Source organism: Pseudomonas sp. NFACC56-3 (assembly GCF_900100025.1).
Taxonomy (GTDB): domain Bacteria; phylum Pseudomonadota; class Gammaproteobacteria; order Pseudomonadales; family Pseudomonadaceae; genus Aquipseudomonas; species Aquipseudomonas fluorescens_AA.
In genome coordinates this window covers 1-20,548 of record NZ_FMTK01000007.1, presented here as the reverse complement: position 1 = coordinate 20,548, position 20,548 = coordinate 1, and the positions used below count along the sequence as shown (strand labels likewise).

23 protein-coding genes and 1 pseudogene are annotated in these 20,548 nt (G+C 62.1%); 14 read left to right on the top strand and 10 right to left on the bottom strand.

The features are described from left to right. Nucleotides 1-81: 81 nt before the first annotated feature. The 3 genes from BLO80_RS12200 to ggt all read right to left on the bottom strand — a co-directional run bounded on the left by BLO80_RS12200 (nucleotide 82) and on the right by ggt (nucleotide 3,779). On the bottom strand, nucleotides 82-1,206 hold the full coding sequence (locus BLO80_RS12200) for a sensor histidine kinase (RefSeq protein ID WP_092328196.1): 1,125 nt from the start codon (nucleotides 1,204-1,206) through the stop codon (nucleotides 82-84). Nucleotides 1,207-1,477: 271 nt separating this feature from the next. After that, nucleotides 1,478-2,011, bottom strand: a complete 534-nt coding sequence (locus BLO80_RS12195; RefSeq protein ID WP_092328198.1) for a cysteine hydrolase family protein — start codon at nucleotides 2,009-2,011, stop codon at nucleotides 1,478-1,480. Between the two features lie 40 nt (nucleotides 2,012-2,051). Then, the gene (gene ggt / locus BLO80_RS12190) at nucleotides 2,052-3,779 is read right to left on the bottom strand and encodes a gamma-glutamyltransferase (protein WP_092328199.1); all 1,728 of its coding nucleotides are present in this window, start codon (nucleotides 3,777-3,779) and stop codon (nucleotides 2,052-2,054) included. A 163-nt stretch (nucleotides 3,780-3,942) separates the two neighbouring features. Here ggt and BLO80_RS12185 point away from each other — a divergent pair, with 163 nt between their 5' ends. Then, the gene (locus BLO80_RS12185; RefSeq protein ID WP_092328201.1) at nucleotides 3,943-4,368 is read left to right on the top strand and encodes a GNAT family N-acetyltransferase; all 426 of its coding nucleotides are present in this window, start codon (nucleotides 3,943-3,945) and stop codon (nucleotides 4,366-4,368) included. Nucleotides 4,369-4,497: 129 nt separating this feature from the next. On the opposite strand, the gene BLO80_RS12180 is transcribed toward BLO80_RS12185, so the two are convergent. After that, nucleotides 4,498-4,848, bottom strand: coding sequence for a hypothetical protein (locus tag BLO80_RS12180; RefSeq protein WP_092328203.1), 351 nt, complete (start codon nucleotides 4,846-4,848; stop codon nucleotides 4,498-4,500). A gap of 138 nt (nucleotides 4,849-4,986) precedes the next feature. Here BLO80_RS12180 and BLO80_RS12175 point away from each other — a divergent pair, with 138 nt between their 5' ends. The 8 genes from BLO80_RS12175 to BLO80_RS12140 all read left to right on the top strand — a co-directional run bounded on the left by BLO80_RS12175 (nucleotide 4,987) and on the right by BLO80_RS12140 (nucleotide 9,285). Beyond that, nucleotides 4,987-5,247, top strand: a complete 261-nt coding sequence (locus BLO80_RS12175; protein ID WP_092328204.1) for a hypothetical protein — start codon at nucleotides 4,987-4,989, stop codon at nucleotides 5,245-5,247. A 2-nt stretch (nucleotides 5,248-5,249) separates the two neighbouring features. Further along, nucleotides 5,250-5,579, top strand: coding sequence for a DUF6388 family protein (locus BLO80_RS12170; protein WP_092328206.1), 330 nt, complete (start codon nucleotides 5,250-5,252; stop codon nucleotides 5,577-5,579). A gap of 235 nt (nucleotides 5,580-5,814) precedes the next feature. Then, nucleotides 5,815-6,207 (top strand): sulfurtransferase complex subunit TusD, encoded by a 393-nt coding sequence (gene tusD, locus BLO80_RS12165; RefSeq protein WP_092328235.1) that lies wholly within the window; start codon nucleotides 5,815-5,817, stop codon nucleotides 6,205-6,207. After that, nucleotides 6,207-6,569 carry a sulfurtransferase complex subunit TusC gene (tusC, locus tag BLO80_RS12160; RefSeq protein ID WP_060741571.1) on the top strand — a complete coding sequence of 121 codons (363 nt, stop codon included), beginning with the start codon at nucleotides 6,207-6,209 and terminating at the stop codon, nucleotides 6,567-6,569. Before tusD ends, tusC begins: the two co-directional genes overlap by 1 nt. Beyond that, nucleotides 6,569-6,862 carry a sulfurtransferase complex subunit TusB gene (gene tusB, locus BLO80_RS12155; RefSeq protein WP_092328207.1) on the top strand — a complete coding sequence of 98 codons (294 nt, stop codon included), beginning with the start codon at nucleotides 6,569-6,571 and terminating at the stop codon, nucleotides 6,860-6,862. The genes tusC and tusB overlap by 1 nt, the downstream gene beginning before the upstream one ends. Then, nucleotides 6,859-7,194 carry a TusE/DsrC/DsvC family sulfur relay protein gene (locus tag BLO80_RS12150; protein WP_060741569.1) on the top strand — a complete coding sequence of 112 codons (336 nt, stop codon included), beginning with the start codon at nucleotides 6,859-6,861 and terminating at the stop codon, nucleotides 7,192-7,194. The genes tusB and BLO80_RS12150 overlap by 4 nt, the downstream gene beginning before the upstream one ends. Further along, nucleotides 7,191-8,192 carry a glycosyl transferase family protein gene (locus BLO80_RS12145; protein ID WP_092328209.1) on the top strand — a complete coding sequence of 334 codons (1,002 nt, stop codon included), beginning with the start codon at nucleotides 7,191-7,193 and terminating at the stop codon, nucleotides 8,190-8,192. Before BLO80_RS12150 ends, BLO80_RS12145 begins: the two co-directional genes overlap by 4 nt. Nucleotides 8,193-8,280: 88 nt before the next feature. Then, nucleotides 8,281-9,285: a glutathione S-transferase family protein gene (locus BLO80_RS12140; RefSeq protein ID WP_092328210.1), complete on the top strand. Its 1,005-nt coding sequence runs from the start codon at nucleotides 8,281-8,283 to the stop codon at nucleotides 9,283-9,285. 138 nt (nucleotides 9,286-9,423) lie between these two features. Here BLO80_RS12140 and cysG read toward each other — a convergent pair whose 3' ends face one another. The 6 genes from cysG to BLO80_RS12110 form a co-directional block, all read right to left on the bottom strand. Beyond that, on the bottom strand, nucleotides 9,424-10,818 hold the full coding sequence (cysG, locus tag BLO80_RS12135) for a siroheme synthase CysG (protein WP_092328212.1): 1,395 nt from the start codon (nucleotides 10,816-10,818) through the stop codon (nucleotides 9,424-9,426). Then, nucleotides 10,819-12,099, bottom strand: a complete 1,281-nt coding sequence (gene serS, locus BLO80_RS12130; protein WP_025213005.1) for a serine--tRNA ligase — start codon at nucleotides 12,097-12,099, stop codon at nucleotides 10,819-10,821. 15 nt (nucleotides 12,100-12,114) lie between these two features. After that, a complete protein-coding gene (gene crcB, locus BLO80_RS12125) occupies nucleotides 12,115-12,489 on the bottom strand; it encodes a fluoride efflux transporter CrcB (RefSeq protein WP_092328213.1) in 375 nt (124 codons plus the stop codon). Continuing rightward, nucleotides 12,486-13,811, bottom strand: a complete 1,326-nt coding sequence (locus BLO80_RS12120) for a replication-associated recombination protein A (RefSeq protein ID WP_092328215.1) — start codon at nucleotides 13,809-13,811, stop codon at nucleotides 12,486-12,488. Before BLO80_RS12120 ends, crcB begins: the two co-directional genes overlap by 4 nt. 143 nt (nucleotides 13,812-13,954) lie before the next feature. Beyond that, entirely contained in the window at nucleotides 13,955-14,578 is a 624-nt protein-coding gene (gene lolA / locus BLO80_RS12115; protein WP_092328216.1) for an outer membrane lipoprotein periplasmic chaperone LolA, read from the bottom strand. Nucleotides 14,579-14,636: 58 nt separating this feature from the next. Beyond that, entirely contained in the window at nucleotides 14,637-17,042 is a 2,406-nt protein-coding gene (locus tag BLO80_RS12110; RefSeq protein WP_092328218.1) for a DNA translocase FtsK, read from the bottom strand. A 261-nt stretch (nucleotides 17,043-17,303) separates the two neighbouring features. Here BLO80_RS12110 and trxB point away from each other — a divergent pair, with 261 nt between their 5' ends. From trxB to BLO80_RS30060, 5 genes and pseudogenes are all read left to right on the top strand, one after another. Next, nucleotides 17,304-18,263: a thioredoxin-disulfide reductase gene (gene trxB / locus BLO80_RS12105; RefSeq protein ID WP_092328219.1), complete on the top strand. Its 960-nt coding sequence runs from the start codon at nucleotides 17,304-17,306 to the stop codon at nucleotides 18,261-18,263. A gap of 81 nt (nucleotides 18,264-18,344) precedes the next feature. Next, nucleotides 18,345-19,025: a leucyl/phenylalanyl-tRNA--protein transferase gene (gene aat / locus BLO80_RS12100; protein ID WP_092328221.1), complete on the top strand. Its 681-nt coding sequence runs from the start codon at nucleotides 18,345-18,347 to the stop codon at nucleotides 19,023-19,025. A gap of 57 nt (nucleotides 19,026-19,082) precedes the next feature. Beyond that, the gene (locus BLO80_RS12095) at nucleotides 19,083-19,790 is read left to right on the top strand and encodes an arginyltransferase (protein ID WP_092167139.1); all 708 of its coding nucleotides are present in this window, start codon (nucleotides 19,083-19,085) and stop codon (nucleotides 19,788-19,790) included. 122 nt (nucleotides 19,791-19,912) lie between these two features. Continuing rightward, complete coding sequence (infA, locus tag BLO80_RS12090) at nucleotides 19,913-20,131, top strand: translation initiation factor IF-1 (protein ID WP_002553999.1); 219 nt, start codon at nucleotides 19,913-19,915, stop codon at nucleotides 20,129-20,131. Nucleotides 20,132-20,292: 161 nt separating this feature from the next. After that, nucleotides 20,293-20,548 (top strand): annotated as a pseudogene (locus BLO80_RS30060) (IS110 family transposase); the annotation flags it as partial.

Below are 20,548 nucleotides of genomic sequence, written 5' to 3'. Positions count from 1 at the left end.
ATTATTATTGGACGGGACGACAGTTTTACCCTGTGATAAGACATCGTACAAGAATGCGAAAAGACGCATCCGCACAATCGATCAGTCCGGATGCAGCGGTATACGCACAGTAAAGGTGGTGCCGACTCGCGCCTTAGAATGCACGTCGATGGTGCCCTTATGGGCCAATACGATCGCTGAAGCGATGTGCAGGCCCAGCCCGAGCCCGGCCGTGGAACCGTACTGCGTTTCACGCAGATTTCGAACCATCGGGTTGAAGATTCTGGCAATGGCATCTTTCTCGATAGGCTTGCCCTGGTTGTTGATCGCGATCACTGCCACATCCTCTTCGGCGCTCAACGAAACGATAATGGGCGTGCCCTCGGTGCCATGCTGCACGGCATTGCCAATCAGGTTGGCGAAGACCTGCTCCATGCGGGCCGGATCAAACAGTCCCTCCAGGGCGCTGGTCGTTTCAAAAAGGATTTCGCGTTCCGGATGATAGGCCCGCGCCTCCTCCACCATGCCTTCGCAGGCTGCCACCAGATCGCCGTTGAAGCGCTGCACCGGAATGCCCGAGCCGAGTTGGGTACGGGTGAAATCCAGCAGATCGCCGACGATTTTGTTGGCCCGCTTGACGCTGGTGTAGATGCGCGAAGTGATCTTGGTGGCTTTGGCGGGCAGGTCCCCCGCCCGTAGCAGCACTTCGGAACTCAGCAGGATCGCACCCAAGGGGCTACGCAGGTCGTGTCCGAGAATCCCGAGAAAGATGTTGCGCGACGCATCCACCGCCCCGGAGTAGCTGACGACAGACTCGGCCAAGGCCTGGTCCACGGCCTCGTTGAAGCGAATCAGATCTTCCATGACCTGCTTGTGATCCAACTGCGTGTGCGGCATCCAGAGCATGAGCACGCTGGTGCGCAGGGCCCGGTATTCGGAGACCATTTGCTCCACGGTAAAACCCGAGGACTGGCGGATGACCGCATGGGTTTCGGCGGCGGTTTCGATATCGGTCGCCGGCGCCTCCCCATGGGATTTGGCAATCGCCTCCTTGCGCGTTTGCGAGGTACGCAGGTCAGCGGCGATGGTGCGCAGCATCTGTTCGGCATGGTCGCGCAGGGCAAGGGCATCCATGCCAATGGACGCGGGGGTGATGGTTTTGGCGAAGTCTTCCCACGCCTGAAGAATCGGCTCGATATTGTCGAGAATGAAATCAGCCAGGCGCATGAGGTGTTCCGCAAGAAGGGCAAGGCTGTAAACGACACAGCGGCAAGATTGTTGTACAGCAAAGCACTGGAAAATGTGCGGATCTTGCAAGGTGACCGCCCACATGCAACAGAGCGTACAGGCCTGCGGACCTTAGACGATTGAGACGCGAGCGAACGTTCAACAGGTCAAGATCAAAAGAACGCAGCCTTCGGCAGCTCCTACGGGGTATTGATAAGTCCAGCGCCCAAACCTTAGGTCTGCCCTGCTCCAGTCCAAACAGTGATATCGGCTACAGGCGGATTTCAGCAGCCGGCATGACATCAATCCGCGACACCGCACTGCTCAGCCGCCCCAGCCGGTTGTTGTGGTTGGCGATGATCTGCTCGGCCGCCATGCTGCCGTTGTCCACGGTGGAGTGGGCATCGGCCGCCAGGACCACGTCGTACCCCAGGGCATGGGCCTGGCGCACGGTGGCATTGACGCAATAGTCGGTTTGCAACCCACAGATCACCAGGCGGTCGATACCCCGGGCCTGCAGCAAAGGTTGCAGGTCGGTCTGGTAGAAAGCATCGGGGGTGGTCTTGCGCACCCGCAGGTCATCCGCCGCGGTCGACAGGCCGGCGGCCAGTTGCCAGCCGGCGGCGCCATAGGTCAGCGCCCCTTCCGGCTCTTCATGCTGGATCAGGATCACCGTCCGGCCGGCAGCCCTGGCCCTGGCACCGAGGTCGCTGATGGTCCGGATGATGCGCTGGCTGTCGAAGCATTCCTCTTCGCCGCTGCACAGCGCGTTCTGGACATCGATAATCAGCAATGCGCTGTTCATGGCCTTCCCCCTTCAAACAGTGTCGTAGCCGCGCTCCCCCTCAATAACCCAGCGACAACCCGGTGTTGCGACGGGGGTCGTTGGCGCCATAGAAGCGGTTCTTGCCCACTGGCTTGCCGTCCAATGACGGCGCGCCGACCAGGATCGCGGCGATGTGGTTGGGGTCTTGCGGGCCGGCAAACTTGTGCCCCCAGCTCTCCAGCAGCTTCTGGGTATCGGGGCTGGCCGCGAACGTCTCCAGGTTGGTTTCCTCCGGCATCCATTGCTGATGGAAACGCGGCGCATCGACCGCCTCCTGGAGGTTCATGCCGTAGTCGATCACGTTGAGGATGGTCAGTAGCGTCGCGGTGATGATCCGACTGCCGCCCGGGGTGCCCACCACCATGACCGTCTTGCCGTCCTTGGTGACGATGGTCGGGCTCATGGATGACAGCGGTGCCTTGCCCGGCGCGATGGCGTTGGCCTCGCCCTGCACCAGGCCATACATGTTGGGCACGCCGACCTTGGCGGTGAAATCGTCCATCTCATCGTTGAGGATCACCCCGGTCTTGCTCGCCATGACGCCCGCGCCGAACCAGTCGTTCAAGGTGTAGGTGACCGAAACGGCGTTGCCCCACTTGTCGACAATGGAGTAATGGGTGGTGTTGCTGCCCTCATGGGGCGCCACGCCGGGCTTGATTTTCTGCGAGTCGCCGGCTTTTTGCGGCTCGATCGCGGCCCGCAGCTTGGCGGCGTAGGTCTTGTCCAGCAGATGGTCGATGGGGTTCTTCACGAAGTCCGGATCACCCAGGTAGCTGTTGCGGTCCACGTAGGCGTGGCGCATGGCTTCGATCTGATAGTGCATGCCCTGGGCCGAATGGAACCCCAGCTCCTTCATCGGATAGCCGTCGAGGATGTTCATGATCTGGCACAGCACCACCCCGCCGGAACTGGGCGGCGGCGCCGAGATGATGTGGTAGCCACGGTAGTCGCACTCCACCGGGGCGAGCTCGCGGGTCTTGTACTTGTCCAGGTCGGCCTGGGTGATGATGCCTTTGTTGGCCTGGCTGGAGGTGACCAGGGCATCGGCGACCCAGCCCTTGTAGAAACCGTCGGCGCCCTTGGCGGAGATTTCCCGCAGGGTCTTGGCGAGGTCTTTTTGCACCAGCTTCTGGCCGACCTGCATGGGCTCGCCGTTGTGCAGGAAGATCGCACCGGAGTCGCGCATGTCCTTCTTGAACACATCGGTGGCGGTTTCCAGCAGATCGACATCGCCCTGCTCCAGGGTGAAGCCTTCCTCGGCGAACTTGATGGCTGGGGCGATCAATTCCGCTCGGGGTTTGCTGCCGTACTTGCTCAACGCCAGCTCCATGCCGGACACGGTGCCGGGCACGCCTACCGCCAGGTGGCCGCGGGTACTGAGTTCGGGCACGACGTTGCCGTCCTTGTCCAGGTACATGTTGGCGGTGGCGGCCAAGGGGGCCTTTTCGCGGAAATCCAGGAACGTCTTGCGACCGTCGGCCAATTGCAGGGTCATGAAACCACCCCCGCCCAGGTTGCCCGCCGCCGGATACACCACCGCCAGGGCATACCCCACCGCCACCGCCGCATCCACGGCATTGCCGCCGTTCTTGAGCACGTCGACGCCGACATGGGTCGCCAGGTGCTGGGCGGTGACCACCATGCCGTTCTCGGCCGCCACCGGCGCCTGGGAAGCGGCGTACGTCGATAAACAACCGAGGGTCAATGACGTAGCGATGAGGGTCCGGGCCAAGGATTCGAACTTCATGAGTCGGTCTCTTCTTGTTTTCAGGGATAGGGATCGCTTCAAAGCATTAGGCAGTATGGCCTGGTTTGCGTAATGCGCCTGTTTCCCCGCCGACCGGGTGACGTCACGACAGCCTTTGGGATAGGCTCCTGCGCTTGATTTTGACTGAATAGGGACATCGCCGATGACGCTACGAATCGAACGCACGGACTCGCCCACCGACGAAGAGCGCCAAGCCATCCTCGCCCCGCTACGCGCCTATAACACCGCCAAGACCGGTGGCAGTGCACCTGAACTGGTGGCCTGGCTGGTGCGGGACGAACAGGGCGAAATTGTCGGTGGGCTCTACGGCCGAGTGTTCTTTCGCTGGCTGTATATCGAGCTACTGGTGGTGCCGGAACAGGCCCGGGGCCAGGGCACCGGCTCGACCCTGATGCAGATGGCCGAAGCACTGGCCCGGGAGAAAAACTGCGTGGGCATCTGGCTGGACACTTTCGACTTCCAGGCCCCGGCGTTCTACCGCAGACACGGTTTCACCGAGTGCGGCCAGATCGACGACTACCCGCCGGGCCACCAGCGCTTCTTCTTCCAGAAGCGCCTGGACACCTGAAGCACACCCCCTGTGGGAGCGAGCTTGCTCGCGATAGCCGTTTAACAGTCAACATTTCTGTCGTCTGACCCGCCGCTATCGCGAGCAAGCTCGCTCCCACATAGGATCCGGGGCGTTAGTGCCAGCTGCTTACAAACAAGTCGCCAACGCCGCCAACCGGCGCTTGGCCACAAAGTCGTCATGCTTGGCGTAATAACTCAACTCGGTGCCCGTCGCTCCGGCGTGCAGATCGACAAACGATTCGGCGGAGCGGGTGTAGACCGTAGAGCCACCCTTCTTGCCCGGTTGCAGGTAGGCGCCGGCATCGACACCGAATACCGCTTCGTCCTGCCAGGAAAACTGCACGCACTGGGCCACGACCTGTTCCGGCTTGTCCGAGGTCAAGGTCTTGTAAGGGGCCTGGGTCCGCGCCTCGTTCATCGCCGAACCCGCGCAGCCGACCAGCAAAGTGGCGGCCAGGGCCACCGTCAACGTTCGCATTGCGTTCACTCATCGAAAAAAACGGACTGTAGCACTGCGGCCCGAGCCATCGTGCTGCTTTACTGAAATTTATCCGCGACAGCGAGCACCGATTCACGCAATCTGTCGCGCCATCGCCACCAGCCACGCGGAACACCCATGACTCCCAACGCCGAGTTCTACAAACCTACCCCGGAATATGCCGACAAACTGATCAGCCAGATCGGCCAGACACCTTTGTGGATCGCCAAGCGCATCGGCGTCACCGACAAACGGATTCGCTACATCCTCGACGGCGAACGCACCGTCAAGGGCGAAACCACGCCGATCCAGATGACCTACACCGAACAATTCGCCCTCGAATGCCTGGCGGCTGCGGCCAAGGCCAGCAAGAAGCAGTCTTCGTCTCCCAAGGAGTGACCATGGCGGCAACCGAACAGCAACACGAACGGGCCCTGGCAAAGTTTCTCGATGAGCGCCCCGAACTGCGCCACGAACTGGACCACCTCAACCCGCTGCTGGCCCAGGCCAAGGGCGAGACCGCCGAGCAGTACCGCGCCGAGCGCTTGCACGAAGCGTTCGAAGCCGAGGCCGAGCGCCTGGGCCTGTTTGCCTGGGAACTGACTTTGCAACTGACCGCCGCCTCGCCGGGGGAGTACCAGGCCCAGCGTCTGGACGTGCACAGGGAAGTGGCGGAGATGGCGGGGATGGCGTGGGCGGAGTATTGCGAGTTGCATGGGCTCAAGGTCTAGCTCTGTCCCCTGTGGCGAGGGAGCTTGCTCCCGCTGGGCTGCGAAGCAGCCCCCTACATTCACCTTGGTCGCCTGACACATTCCGTTGGCAAGCTCTTGGGGCCGCTGCGCGCCCCAGCGGGAGCAAGCTCCCTCGCCACAAGGTACCTGATCCAGAGACCTCGCCCTTTCCTGGCAATCGCCCCACCGCCCATAAAGCTTTATCATGGCCGCAGTTTTGCTGATCGGGTCTGTCATGAAGTTCGCCATTGCGCTGTTTTCCGCCGCCCATGCGCCCTCCTCGCGCCGTGCCTTGCTGTTTGCCCAGGCGGCGCTGGCAGGTGGACATGAGATCGTGCGGCTGTTTTTCTATCAGGACGGCGTCTATAACGCCTGCGCCAGTGTCGTCACGCCCCAGGACGAACAGGACCTGCCCCAGCAGTGGCGCGCATTCGTCAACGACAACCGGCTCGACGGTGTGGTCTGCATCGCGGCGGCGTTGCGTCGTGGGGTGTTGAACGAGGAAGAAGCCCAGCGCTACCAGCGTGCGGCGGCCAGTGTCGAAGCGCCCTGGGCCTTGTCCGGGCTGGGCCAGTTGCACGATGCGATCCAGGACGCCGACCGCTTGATCTGTTTTGGAGGCGCGTGATGGCCAAGTCTTTATTGCTGATCAGCCGCCAGGCCCCCTGGTCCGGCCCCGGCGCCCGTGAAGCCCTGGACATCGTCCTGGCCGGCGGCGCGTTCGACCTGCCCATCGGCCTGCTGTTTCTCGATGACGGCGTGTTCCAGCTCACCGCCGGCCAAAACGCCAAGGCGGTCCAGCAAAAAGACCTGAGCGCCAACCTGCAGGCGTTGCCGATGTTCGGCGTCGAAGACCTGTTCCTCTGCGCCGACAGTGCCGCCGAACGCGGCGTTGCCAGCGCTGCCCTGGCGCTGGGCGAGGTGAAAGTACTGAGCGCGCCGGACATCGCCGCGCTCATAGACCGTTACGACCAGGTGATCACCCTCTGATGTCGACTTTGCATGTGTTGTCTCATTCGCCCTTCGGCGATAACCGCCTCGCCAGTTGCTTGCGGGTGCTGGGCAATCAGGATGCGCTGCTGCTGTGCGGCGACGCGACGTACGCGTTGCAACCGGGCAGCCCATCGTTCGAACGGCTGCAGGCCGCCGACGTGAAGCTGTTCGTGCTCGCCGAAGACCTCCAGGCCCGCGCCCTGGGCACACCAGACTGGGCCGAAGCCATCAACTACTCAGGTTTCGTCGAGCTATCGATCGAGCACGACAAGGTCAACACCTGGCTATGAACACGCTGAACGTGGGCGACCGCGCCATCGCGCTGGACAAGGACGGCTACCTGGCCGACCTGGACGACTGGTCGGCCGAAGTCGCCACGGCCCTGGCCAGCGCCGAGGACATCGAGTTGAGTCCCGAACACTGGGAAATCCTTGAACTGCTACGGGGTTTCTACGACGAATTCCAGCTCTCCCCCGCAACCCGGCCGCTGATCAAGTACACGGCACTGAAACTGGGGGCGGACAAAGGCAACAGCCTGCACCTGAACCGATTGTTCAAAGGCACTCCCGCCAAACTCGCCGCCAAGCTGGCGGGCCTGCCCAAACCGACGAATTGCTTATGACCGATTTTCCTGCACTGACCCTTGAGACCCCGGCCGAACACCCGTTCGCCCAGTTCGTGCGCATCCTTGGCAAAGGCAAGCGCGGCGCCCGCAACCTGACCCGCGAAGAAGCCCGCGAGGCCATGGGCATGGTGCTCGATGAAAAGGTCGAGGACACCCAACTGGGCGCCTTCCTGATGCTGCTGCGGCACAAGGAGGAAAGCGCCGAGGAAATGGCCGGCTTCACCGAAGCCCTGCGTGAACGCCTGGTGGTCCCGGCGTTGACGGTGGACCTCGACTGGCCGACCTACGCCGGCAAGAAGCGCCATTTGCCGTGGTACCTGCTGGCGGCCAAGTGCCTGGGGCAGAACGGTGTGCGGATTTTCATGCACGGCGGCGGCGCCCACACGGCCGGTCGCCTCTACACCGAACAATTGCTGGGCTTGCTGCAGATCCCGCTGTGCCGGGATTGGCAACAGGTCGGCAGCGCGCTGGACCACGGCGGCCTGGCCTTCATGCCGCTGGTGGACTGGGCGCCGCAAATGCAGCGGATGATCGACCTGCGCAACACCTTGGGCCTGCGCTCGCCGATCCATTCCCTGGCCCGGATTCTCAACCCACTGGCCGCCCGCTGCGGCTTGCAAAGCATCTTCCATCCGGGCTACCAGGCCGTGCATCGCGATGCCAGCGGCTTGCTCGGTGACACCGCCATCGTGATCAAGGGCGACGGCGGCGAAATCGAGATCAACCCGGACGCCGACAGTCACCTGTACGGCACCACCGGCGGTGCCAGTTGGGACGAAGAATGGCCGCGCCTGGCCGAGCAGCGCCATGTCAAACCGGAGAGCCTCGACCCCGAGCATTTGAAGGCGATCTGGCGCGGTGACGTCGAGGACAGCTACCCGCAACTGGCGCTGATCGCCACCATGGCACTGGCCTTGCGCGGCCTGGGCCTGACTCGCGAAGAAGCGTTCGATAAAGCCCGGCAGTACTGGGACGCGCGGGATCGTTCGATCTAACCGATCATTAACGCCCAACCTTTGCGCTTTTAGTTCGAACCTATGGGAATAGACTCGCCTCCAATGATGATTGAGCGAGGATATCCAGATGGGTTTGTTGGTCAAGGGCCGCTGGCAGGACCAGTGGTATGAAAGCAAGGACGGCACCTTCCAGCGCGAACAGGCGCAGCGCCGTCATTGGGTGACCGCCGATGGCAGCGCCGGCCCCTCGGGCGAGAGCGGCTTTGCCGCCGAGGCCGGGCGCTACCATTTGTATGTCTCCCTGGCCTGCCCCTGGGCCCACCGCACGCTGATCGTGCGCAAGCTCAAGGGCCTGGAGGCGCTGATCGATGTCTCGGTGGTCAGCTACCTGATGCTGGAAAACGGCTGGACCTTCGACAAGGCCCACGGCTCCACAGGCGACAAACTCGACTCTCTGCAATTCCTGCATCAGCGCTACACCGCCGACACGCCGGACTACACCGGCCGCGTCACGGTGCCAGTGCTGTGGGACAAACGCCAGCAGCGCATCGTCAACAACGAATCGGCGGAAATCATCCGCATGTTCAACAGTGCCTTCGATGGTTTGACGGGCAACGACCTGGACCTGTATCCCGAGCACCTGCGCCGCGATATCGATGCCTTGAACGAGCGGATCTACCCGACGGTCAACAACGGCGTGTATCGCGCCGGATTCGCCACCACCCAAGCGGCCTACGAAGAAGCGTTCGACGGTTTATTCGCCGAACTGGACCGGCTGGAGACCTTGCTTGCGACCAAACGCTACTTGGCTGGCGAATACCTGACCGAGGCGGATATCCGCCTGTTCACCACGATCATCCGTTTCGACGCGGTGTATTTCGGTCACTTCAAATGCAACCTGCGGCGCATCGCCGATTATCCGAACCTGTCGAACTGGCTGCGAGAGCTGTACCAGTGGCCGGGCATTGCCGAAACCGTGGACTTCACCCATATCCAGGGCCATTACTACGGCAGCCACAAGACCATCAACCCTAACGGGATCGTGCCCAAGGGGCCGAAGCAGGACTTCACGGTCGCCCATGATCGGGAAAGGTTGAGTGGGAAAGGGATCTGGCTTGGGACCCGGGATTGATCCGGGATCCTTATTGCAGTTGAGGGCCTCTTCGCGAGCAAGCCCGCTCCCACATTGGATCGGTGTAAGCCTTAATTCTTCGGCTGAACGCAATCAAATGTGGGAGCGGGCTTGCTCGCGAAGGGCGCAACGCGGTCTCTAGACCTGCCCCTGAGCCCCTTCAAACCAGGCCAGTTTCTCGCGCAACTGCACCACTTCCCCAACGATCACCAGCGTAGGCGCATGCACCTCATGCTCGGCCACCAGCCGTGGCAAGTCCGCCAAAGTACCGGTAAAGACCCGCTGGTTCGACGTGGTGCCCTGCTGGATCAACGCCGCTGGCGTATCCGCCGCGCGACCGTGCTTGATCAGCTCGTCGCAGATCATCGGCAGGCCGACCAAGCCCATGTAGAACACCAGCGTCTGCGCCGGCGACACCAAGTCGGCCCATGGCAAGTCGCTGGTGCCGTCCTTGAGATGGCCGGTGATGAAACGCACCGATTGGGCGTAGTCGCGGTGGGTCAGCGGGATCCCGGCGTAGGCCGCACAACCACTGGCGGCGGTGATGCCCGGAACGACCTGGAACGGGATGCCATGGGCCGCCAGCTCTTCGATCTCCTCGCCACCACGGCCGAAGATGAACGGATCGCCGCCCTTCAACCGCACCACGCGCTTGCCCTGGCGGGCCAGGTCGACCAATTGCTGGTTGATCTGGTCCTGGGGCACGGCGTGTTCGGCGCGGCGCTTGCCAACGTAGATGCGCTCGGCGTCGCGCCGGCACAGTTCGAGGATCGCCGGCGCCACCAGGCGGTCGTACAGCACCACATCCGCCTGCTGCATCAAACGCAAGGCGCGGAAGGTCAACAGGTCCGGATCACCCGGCCCGGCCCCCACCAGATAGACTTCGCCCGGCGCGTTCGGCGCCTGGCCGTCGATCTTTTCCCGCAGCAAGCGCTCGGCTTCGCCACCCTGCCCGGCCAGTTGGCGGTCGGCGATCGGGCCTTGGAACACTTCTTCCCAGAACGCCCGGCGCTGCTGGGCATCGGGAAACAGTTGCTTGACCTGATTGCGAAAACGCGCTGCCAGCCCGGCCAACTGCCCATAGGTCGAGGGAATCCAGGTTTCCAGCTTGGCCCGGATCAGCCGCGCCAACACCGGCGCGTCGCCGCCACTAGACACCGCGATCACCAAGGGCGAGCGGTCGACGATCGCCGGGAAGATCACGCTGCACAGGGCCGGCGCATCCACCACGTTGACCGGCACGCAACGCTTGTGGGCGTCGGCCGAGACCTGGGCATTGAGCGGTTCGTCGTCGGTGGCGGCAATGATCAGCCCGCAACCGTCCAGATCCGACTCAAGGTAACCGCGCTGGACACACTCGCCGCCGCTGCCACTGACCAGATCCCGCAACTGTGGTTCGATGTCGGGTGCGACCACCCGCAGCAACGCGCCGGCATCGGCCAGCAGGCGGGACTTGCGCAAGGCAATCTCCCCGCCGCCGACCACCAGCACGCGGCTGCCGCGCAGGTTGTGGAACAGTGGCAAATAGTCCATTTAGCCGATGACCTCGATGCCGCCCATGTAGGGTTTCAACACCTCGGGCACACGGATCGAACCGTCGGCCTGCTGGTAGTTCTCCAGCACCGCCACCAGGGTACGCCCCACCGCCAGGCCGGAGCCATTGAGGGTATGGACCAGTTCCGGCTTGCCGGTTTCCGGGTTGCGGAAACGCGCTTGCATGCGGCGGGCCTGGAAGTCGCCGCAGTTGGAGCACGACGAAATCTCGCGGTACTTATCCTGGCTCGGAATCCAGACTTCCAGGTCGTAGGTCTTGACCGCGCTGAAGCCCATGTCGCCGGTGCACAGCGCCAGGGTGCGATACGGCAGTTCCAGCAGTTGCAGGACCTTCTCGGCGTTGGCGGTCAGGCTCTCCAGCGCTTCCATGGATTTCGACGGCTCGACAATCTGGACCATCTCGACCTTGTCGAACTGGTGCTGGCGGATCATGCCGCGGGTATCACGGCCCGACGCCCCGGCTTCACTGCGGAAGCACGGCGTGTGGGCGACGAATTTGATCGGCAGTTGCTTGGCGTCGACGATCTCGCCGGCCACGATGTTGGTCAGCGACACTTCGGCGGTCGGGATCAGGTACAAGTCGGCCTCGCCATCGCGGCTGATCTTGAACAGGTCTTCCTCGAACTTCGGCAACTGACCGGTGCCCTGCAGCGCCGGGGCCTGGACCAGGTACGGGGTGTAGGCTTCTTCGTAACCGTGTTCGGTGACGTGCAGGTTGATCATGAACTGCGCCAGGGCGCGATGCAGGCGCGCAATCGGCCCGCGCAGCAAGGCGAAACGGGCGCCCGACAGCTTGGCGGCGGTTTCGAAGTCCAGCCAGCCGAACTTCTCGCCCAGGGCCACGTGGTCCTGCACCGGGAAATCGAAGGTTGTCGGCGTGCCCCAACGGCGCACTTCGACGTTGCCGTCTTCGTCTTCACCGACCGGCACCGATTCGTGCGGCAGGTTCGGGATGCCCAGCAGGATCGAATCCAACTCGGTCTGGATCGCGTCCAACTCGACCTTGCCCGCGCTCAACTCACCCGCCATGCGCTCGACATCGGCCATCAGCGGCGCGATGTCTTCGCCACGCTGCTTGGCCTGGCCGATGGACTTGGAGCGCGCGTTACGTTCAGCCTGCAGGGCCTCGGTGCGGGTCTGGACGGTCTTGCGCTGTTCTTCCAGCGCTTCGATGCGCGCGACGTCCAGGGCAAAGCCACGGGAAGCCAGGCGGTCCGCTACGTCCTGGAGGTTGCTACGTAACAGTTTGGAATCGAGCATGTCGGTCTCTCGTTATCAAAGTTTGGTCAAGGACAGGCCGGCCCAGGTGGCGAGCAGCCCGCCGAATACGCTGATGGCCGCATAGCCCAGGGCCAGCGGCACCTGCCCGCTTTCCAGCAGGCGCACCATATCCAGTGAAAAGGATGAAAAAGTCGTCAGGCCGCCGAGAAAGCCAACCATCAGCCCGGCCCGCACCTCGATGGACACTTCCGGGCGAATCAAAAACAGACCGTATAGAACGCCGATCAGCAGACAGCCCACGATATTAACGGCCAGCGTCGCGGTATAGAAGTGCCGGGGCCAATTTGCGTTGATCCAGTTGCCCGTGGCGAAACGCAACAACGTGCCGGCGATGCCGCCAGCGGAAACGGCAAGTATCAGGGGGATCAAGATTTTCTCCGCTGTCGTGGACTCAGGCGATCCAGTTGTGCCAGGTGGTTGAGCTTCTCGCCGATCTTCAGTTCAAGGCCCCGCGGTACTGGCTGGTAGAAGCGCTGGGGTTCGAGTTCATCGGGAAAATAATCTTCGCCGGCGGCATAGGCGTCCGGCTCGTCATGGGCATAACGGTATTCTTCGCCATAGCCCAGTTGCTTCATGAGCTTGGTCGGCGCGTTGCGCAGGTGCAGCGGCACTTCGAGGGAGCCGTGCTCGGTGGCGCTGCGCATCGCCGCCTTGAAGCCCATGTACACGGAGTTGCTCTTCGGCGCACAGGCCAGGTAAGTGATGGCCTGGGCCACGGCGAGTTCACCTTCCGGGCTGCCAAGGCGTTCCTGCACGTCCCATGCCGCCAGGCACAGGCTCAGGGCCCGGGGGTCGGCATTGCCGATGTCTTCGCTGGCCATGCGCACGACGCGCCGCGCCAGGTACAGCGGATCGCAACCGCCGTCGATCATGCGCGCAAACCAGTACAGGGCCGCGTCGGGGTTGGAACCACGGATGGATTTGTGCAACGCCGAAATCTGGTCGTAGAACGCCTCGCCGCCCTTGTCGAAACGGCGCCGGGTATCGCCCAGCAGGCTTTGCAGCAGCTCGACGCCAATCTCGCTGTCGTCTTCGGCCAGGTCCGAGGCGTTTTCCAGCAGGTTGAGCAAGCGCCGGCCATCGCCATCGGCGGCTGAAAACAGGATCTGGAAGCCTTCATCGCTGAGGCTCAAATGCCGCTTGCCCAGGCCGCGCTCCTCGGTCAGCGCCCGATGCACCAGCTTGCGCATCGCCGTCTCGTCGAGGCTCTTGAGCACATAAACCCGTGCCCGCGAGAGCAACGCGTTGTTGAGTTCGAACGAAGGGTTTTCGGTGGTGGCACCGATAAAAATCAGCGTGCCGTCTTCCACGTAGGGCAGGAATGCGTCCTGCTGGGACTTGTTGAACCGGTGCACTTCGTCGACGAACAGGATCGTGCGCTTGCCGTACTGCCCAGCCTGCTGCTTGGCCACTTCCACCGCCTGGCGGATTTCCTTGACCCCGGCCAGCACTGCCGACACCGTTTCGAAGTGAGCGTCCGAGACTTCCGCCAGCAGCCGCGCCAGGGTGGTCTTGCCCACGCCCGGCGGCCCCCAGAAGATCATCGAGTGCAGCGCGCCCTGCTCCAGGGCCTCGCGCAGAGGCTTGCCGCGGGCGAGCACATGTTCCTGGCCGACGTACTCATCCAGGTTGGTCGCGCGCAGGCGAGCCGCCAGTGGCTGGGCAATCGGGGCGCTTCGAAACAGGTCCATGATTACTACAAAACCTCCGCTGGGGGCTGATGCAGATCACCTGGTGGGAGCGGGCTTGCTCGCGAATGCGGTGTGTCAGTCAACACTGATGCTGAATGCGATACCGCATTCGCGAGCAAGCCCGCTCCCACAGGGTAGGCGTCTTATTCCTGGATCACATCGGCACCCTTGGGGATGTCGAACTTGAACTTGGACGCGGCGATCGACTCGTTGGCCTTGACCCCGGTGAACAGGATATTGGTGCGCTGGCCAACACTGTCGATCAGTTGCATGTCGTTGACCAGGCCGTTGCGGAACGACAGGCGCAGGCTATCGAACAGGCTGTCCTTGGTCTTGGGCTTGAGGGTGAAGTCGATCACCCCACCGGCTTCCTTGGAGGTGATGTCGAAGCTCTGGCTGATCTTGGAAATGTCACCCGACAGCAGCAAGGCCGGCGTCTGGGTCAGGCGCTGGTCGAGGGTCTTGATGGTCACCTGTTCCAGGTCCGGGTCCCACAGCGAGACTTTCTTGCCATCGGACACCATCAGTTGCTCGGCCGGCGCATCGGTGTGCCAGTAGAACAGGCCCGGACGCTGCAGGGCCATGTCACCGGCGGTTTCCTGCAGTTGGGTGCCGCTGCCATCCAGGGTCAGCTGGGAAAAGCGCGCGGTCAGCGTCTTGGATGTTTCCAACAATTGGGTCAGGCGAGCCACGTCCTTTTCGCCGGCGTGGGCCGACAAGGTAGACAAGGCCAGTACGGGCAACAGCAACATGCGAATCAGGCGCATGGGAGTCCTCATGAAGTCGTGGGGGTTCGAGCGGCGCTTTGGCAGGCCGCCCGGGTCATTAGTCGCGCATCGGGCCCGGCGCCAGCACTTCGCGCGAACCGTTGGTGTTCATGGCCGTCACCACCCCGGCCATTTCCATGGCTTCGATCATGCGGGCGGCGCGGTTGTAGCCAATCTTCAGCTTGCGCTGGACGGCGGAAATGGAGGCCCGGCGGCTCTCCAGGACGAACTGCACCGCTTCGTCATAGAGCGCATCGGTTTCAGCGTCGTCGTCACCGCCGCCACTGCTGCCCTCGAAACCGCTGCCGGCTTCTTCGACACCGTTGAGGATGTCGTCGTTGTATTCTGGGGCGCCACGCAACTTCCAGGCTTCCACCACGCGGTGCACTTCGTCATCGGAAACGAACGCACCGTGCACACGAATCGGCAGGCTGGTGCCCGGCGGCATGTAGAGCATGTCACCATGCCCCAGCAACTGCTCGGCGCCACCCTGGTCGATGATGGTCCGCGAGTCGATCTTGCTCGATACCTGGAACGCCATGCGGGTCGGGATGTTGGCCTTGATCAGGCCGGTGATCACGTCCACCGATGGCCGCTGCGTGGCGAGGATCAGGTGGATACCGGCCGCACGGGCCTTCTGGGCGATACGGGCGATCAGTTCTTCGACCTTCTTGCCGACGATCATCATCATGTCGGCGAATTCGTCCACCACCACCACGATGGTCGGCAGCTTGTGCAGCAGCGGCGCTTCGTCGTGGATGCTCTCGCGGTGATACAACGGGTCGCTCAATGGCGTACCGGCCTCTTCGGCCTCCTTGACCTTGGCGTTGAAGCCCGACAGGTTGCGCACGCCCATCTTCGCCATCAGCTTGTAGCGGCGCTCCATCTCGGCGACGCTCCAGCGCAGGGCGTTGGCGGCGTCCTTCATGTCGGTGACCACCGGGCACAGCAAGTGCGGAATGCCCTCGTAGATCGACAGTTCGAGCATTTTCGGGTCGATCATGATCAGCTTGGCGTCTTCCGGGCCGGACTTGAACAGAATCGACAGGATCATCGCGTTCACGCCCACCGACTTACCGGAACCGGTAGTACCGGCCACCAGCAGGTGGGGCATCTTCGCCAGGTCGGTGATGACCGGCTTGCCGCCGATGTCGTGGCCCAGGGCCAGGGTGACCGGCGACTTGTGGTTGTCATACTCAGGCGTCGACAGCACCTCGGAGAAACGCACGATCTGCCGGTCTTCGTTGGGAATCTCGATGCCCACGGTGGTCTTGCCGGGAATCACTTCCACCACCCGCACGCTGGTCACGGCCAGGGAACGCGCCAGGTCCTTCGCCAGGTTGGCGATGCGACTGACCTTCACGCCGGCGGCGGGCTGGATTTCGTAGCGGGTAATCACCGGGCCCGGGTGGATCGAATCCACCGACACCTCGACCCCGAACTCCTTGAGCTTGATCTCCAGCAGATGGCCGACGGCCGCCAGGGATTCGGGGGAATAATTGAGTTGTTTCTTTTCCGCTGGGTCCAGGATCGAGATCGGCGGCAAGGTGCCTTCCACCGCGCTGTCGACGAACAGCGGCGCCTGTTTCTCTTTCTGCACCCGCTTGCTCTGCTCCGGCGGCTTGGCCGGGGCCATGGTGATGACCGGCGGCACCTGCTTCTCGCGCTCGGACATGTGCTTGCTCAAGGCCTGCTCACGCTCGATCAGGCGTTCCTTGACCTTGGCCTGCTCACGCTTGTCCGGCGTCGTCGGGGCCACCACGTCGTGGACGCGGTCGTCGACTTCACGCAATTGCGCCACCAGTTGCTTGCGCTCGGTGCGCGCCGCCCACCAGCGGTTCATGGCGCCCTGGATCAATTCGATCAGGTCGAGGGTGATCTTGCCGGTGACGTCCATGACCTTGAACCAGGACAGGTCGGTGAATACCGTCAGGCCAAACAGGAACAGGGCGATGAACAACAATGTACTGCCCTGGATGTTCAGGGCGTTCCTGGCCAGGTCGCCGAGGCTTTCCCCCAGCGCGCCACCCGCCCCGGCCGGCAAACCGGTGGGCGTATGGAAATGGATATGGGCCAGCGCGGCCCCCGACAACACCAGGAACACCAGGCCGATCAGGCGCCAGGAGAACAGCCAGCCGCTCCACTGCCACGGCTCGTGGCGCTGGCGGAAGATCTGGTAGGCCTTGATCGCCAGCAGCAACGGGAAAATGTAGGCGAAATAGCCCAGCACCATGAACAGGATGTCGGCGCTGTAGGAACCGGCCGGACCGCCGAAATTCTGCACGTCCTCGATCTTGCTGTTATGGCTCCAGCCCGGATCGTCCTTGCCGTAGGTCAGCAGGGCCATCATCAGGAACAGGCACAGGGCGCCGATGGCGATCAATGCACCTTCCTTGAGCCGGTAGTGCAGTTGCTGGCGCCAGAGCGGAACGACTGGTTTGGGTGCTGCGGTGGATTTCTTCAAAACGCTTCTTTTCCTGCGCCAATGGCGCGTCCATCTGTTGAATGACTATAAAAAACTGCCCATGACGAGCAGGTAAAAAAGTGAATGTGCACAACCGGTACTACTTTTACCACTGTGAGGTGCATCCAGAAAACTGCAGGCGTGGCCGAAAATGTTGATCTTTAGCCCCTCCCGCGTTCAAAACCCAGGCATTGTACGGGTTTGTCTGCGCCAATTGGACCATGCATTCTCTTTTGTGACAAAGGCTTATGAGGTGTTTTTATGAGCGAAGCGAAGCATTCACGCCTGATCATTCTGGGTTCCGGCCCTGCGGGGTACAGCGCGGCTGTCTATGCCGCCCGCGCCAACCTCAAACCCGTTGTCATTACTGGCCTGCAGGCCGGTGGCCAGCTCACCACCACCGTGGAAGTCGATAACTGGCCCGGCGATGTCGAAGGCCTGACCGGCCCGGTACTGATGGAGCGCATGCAACGGCACGCCGAGCGTTTCGACACGCAGATCGTCTACGACCATATCCACACCGCCAAGTTGCAGCAGCGCCCCTTCGAATTGATCGGCGACAGCGGCATCTACACCTGCGATGCGCTGATCATTGCCACCGGCGCTTCGGCCCAGTACCTGGGGCTGCCCTCGGAAGAAAGCTTCGCCGGCAAAGGGGTTTCGGCGTGCGCGACGTGCGATGGCTTTTTCTATCGCAACCAGGTGGTAGCGGTCGTCGGCGGCGGCAATACCGCGGTCGAGGAAGCCCTGTACCTGTCGAACATCGCCAGGGAAGTGCACCTGATTCACCGCCGCGACAAGCTGCGCGCCGAGAAAATCCTCCAGGACAAACTCTTCGAAAAGGCCGCCAGCGGCAATATCAAGCTGCACTGGAACCAGAACCTGGATGAAGTCCTGGGCGACGCCAGCGGCGTGACCGGCGCGCGCCTGCGGCACAGCGAGACCGGCGAAACCAGCACCTTGTCCCTCGCCGGGGTATTCATCGCCATCGGCCATAAACCCAATACCGATCTGTTCCAGGGCCAGTTGACGATGCGCGACGGCTACCTGCTCGTGCGCGGCGGCAGCGAAGGCAACGCCACCGCGACCGATATCGAAGGCGTATTCGCCGCAGGCGACGTGGCCGACCATGTCTATCGCCAGGCGATTACCTCCGCTGGCGCCGGCTGCATGGCCGCACTCGACGCGGAGAAGTATCTCGATGACATCCCTGCCGTTTGACGGTTAACCTTCCAGGCGGGTGCTCGCTGACGGGCGAGCCCCGCATCTGCCGCCCTCCCCTTCCACGAAAGCCGGACACCCATGCTGACCTGGTTACAACGCAACAGCCTCGAATTTCCGCCACTGGCAAAAGCCATGCGCGATCCCAACGGATTATTGGCCGCCGGTGGCGATCTATCCGCCGACCGGCTGATCCAGGCCTACCGCCACGGCTGCTTCCCATGGTTTTCCGAGGGGCAACCGATCCTGTGGTGGTCGCCGGATCCACGCACGGTGTTGTTCCCCGACGAACTGCACATATCCCGCAGCCTGGGCAAACTGTTGCGCAAGCAGCGCTATGAAGTGACGTTCGATCGGGATTTTGCCGCGGTCATCCAGGCCTGCGCGGCGCCGCGAGACTATGCCGAGGGCACCTGGATCACCGACGCCATGCAAACCGCTTATCGGGAACTGCACCGACGCGGTTTCGCTCATTCGGTCGAAGTCTGGGATCAGGGGAGGCTGGTGGGCGGCCTGTATGGCTTGGCCATGGGCCAGTTGTTTTTTGGCGAGTCCATGTTCAGCCGGGCCGACAATGCGTCGAAATTCGGCTTCGCCACCCTGGTCCAACACCTCAAGGCCGCCGGTTTCGTGCTGATCGACTGTCAGATGCCCACCGAACACCTGCACAGCCTGGGCGCTCGGTCGATTCCACGCAGCGAATTTGCGGGCTATCTAAAGGCACATCTGGACCTGCCCAACCAGGCAACATGGGTTTGCTGAGCGACATTCGCGCTCCTGGCTTACAATTAAATCCAAAGCTTATTCCGAGGGCCGATCATGACCGAGTTGGCGCGCTTGAAGTTCTATGCCACTCAGCCCCACTCTTGCAGTTACCTGCCGGAGGAGCAGGCCACGACGCTGTTCCTCGACCCTAGCCAGCCCATGGATGTGCATGTCTACGCAGACCTGTCGGAAATGGGCTTCCGTCGTAGTGGCGATCACCTCTACCGGCCCCATTGCCAACATTGCAACGCCTGCGTCCCGGCGCGCATTCCCGTGGCGCAATTTTTACCCAATCGCCAGCAGAAACGCATTTTCAAGCGCAACGCCGACCTTCAGGTCCGCCCGGCCAAGCCGCAGTTCACCGAGGAATACTTCGACCTGTACCAACGCTACATCGAACAACGCCATGCCGATGGCGACATGTACCCGCCCAGCCGGGATCAGTTCTCGACCTTCCTGGTGCGCGACCTGCCGTTTTCCCGCTTCTATGAGTTCCGGCTGGAGGGGCGACTGGTCGCCATCGCTGTCACGGACCTGCTGCCCAACGGCCTTTCAGCGGTCTACACCTTCTATGAGCCGCAAGAAGAACGGCGCAGCCTGGGGCGCTTCGCCATTCTCTGGCAAATCAACGAAGCCCGGCGCCTGGGGCTGGAAGCGGTGTACTTGGGCTACTGGATCAAGAACTGCAAGAAAATGAACTACAAGACCCAATATCGGCCTATCGAATTGCTGATTAACCAGCGGTGGGTCGTCCTGAGTTAGAAGCCTTTGGCTTAAAAGCTAGAACCCCTTGGCTTGAACCCCCTTTTTCGGGCACAATGCACGCCGCTTTTGCCTGGCGCAGTTGCACCGGGCCATTCACTGGACACCGAGGGCTTTACTGCATGTCGAAAGAAGACAGCTTCGAAATGGAAGGCACTGTCGTCGACACCCTGCCCAACACCATGTTTCGTGTGGAGTTGGAAAATGGGCACGTCGTAACCGCGCATATCTCCGGCAAGATGCGCAAGAACTACATTCGTATTCTTACCGGTGACAAAGTGCGCGTCGAGCTGACGCCCTATGACTTGAGCAAAGGGCGCATCACTTACCGCGCTCGCTAACAAGTCAATACAAGACGCCCGGCTAGATGCCGGGCGTTTTTGTTTGCCTGCGATTTGCCCAATCTTCAGAAACACACAGCCACCCCTAATGAAATGGTCCTCTCAGACCTCCCCCAGTGAAAGCTAAGCTTTCACTGGGGGATCTACCGGAGACCGCCGCCATGAATACTGACAATCTTGCTATTACCAGCTTGGATCTAGGCAAAAACTGCTTCCACTTCTACGGTCAAGATAACCGCGGGCGCCACCTGTTCCGTGCCAAGGTTTCACGCGCTCAGGTTTTTGCCTTCATTGCTCAACTGCCCCCTTGCACCCTGGCTATGGAAGCCTGCGGCGGTGCGCATTTCATGGGGCGATTCGCAGTCAGTTGTGGCCATCAACCCAAACTCATAGCAGCCCAACATGTACGTCCTTACG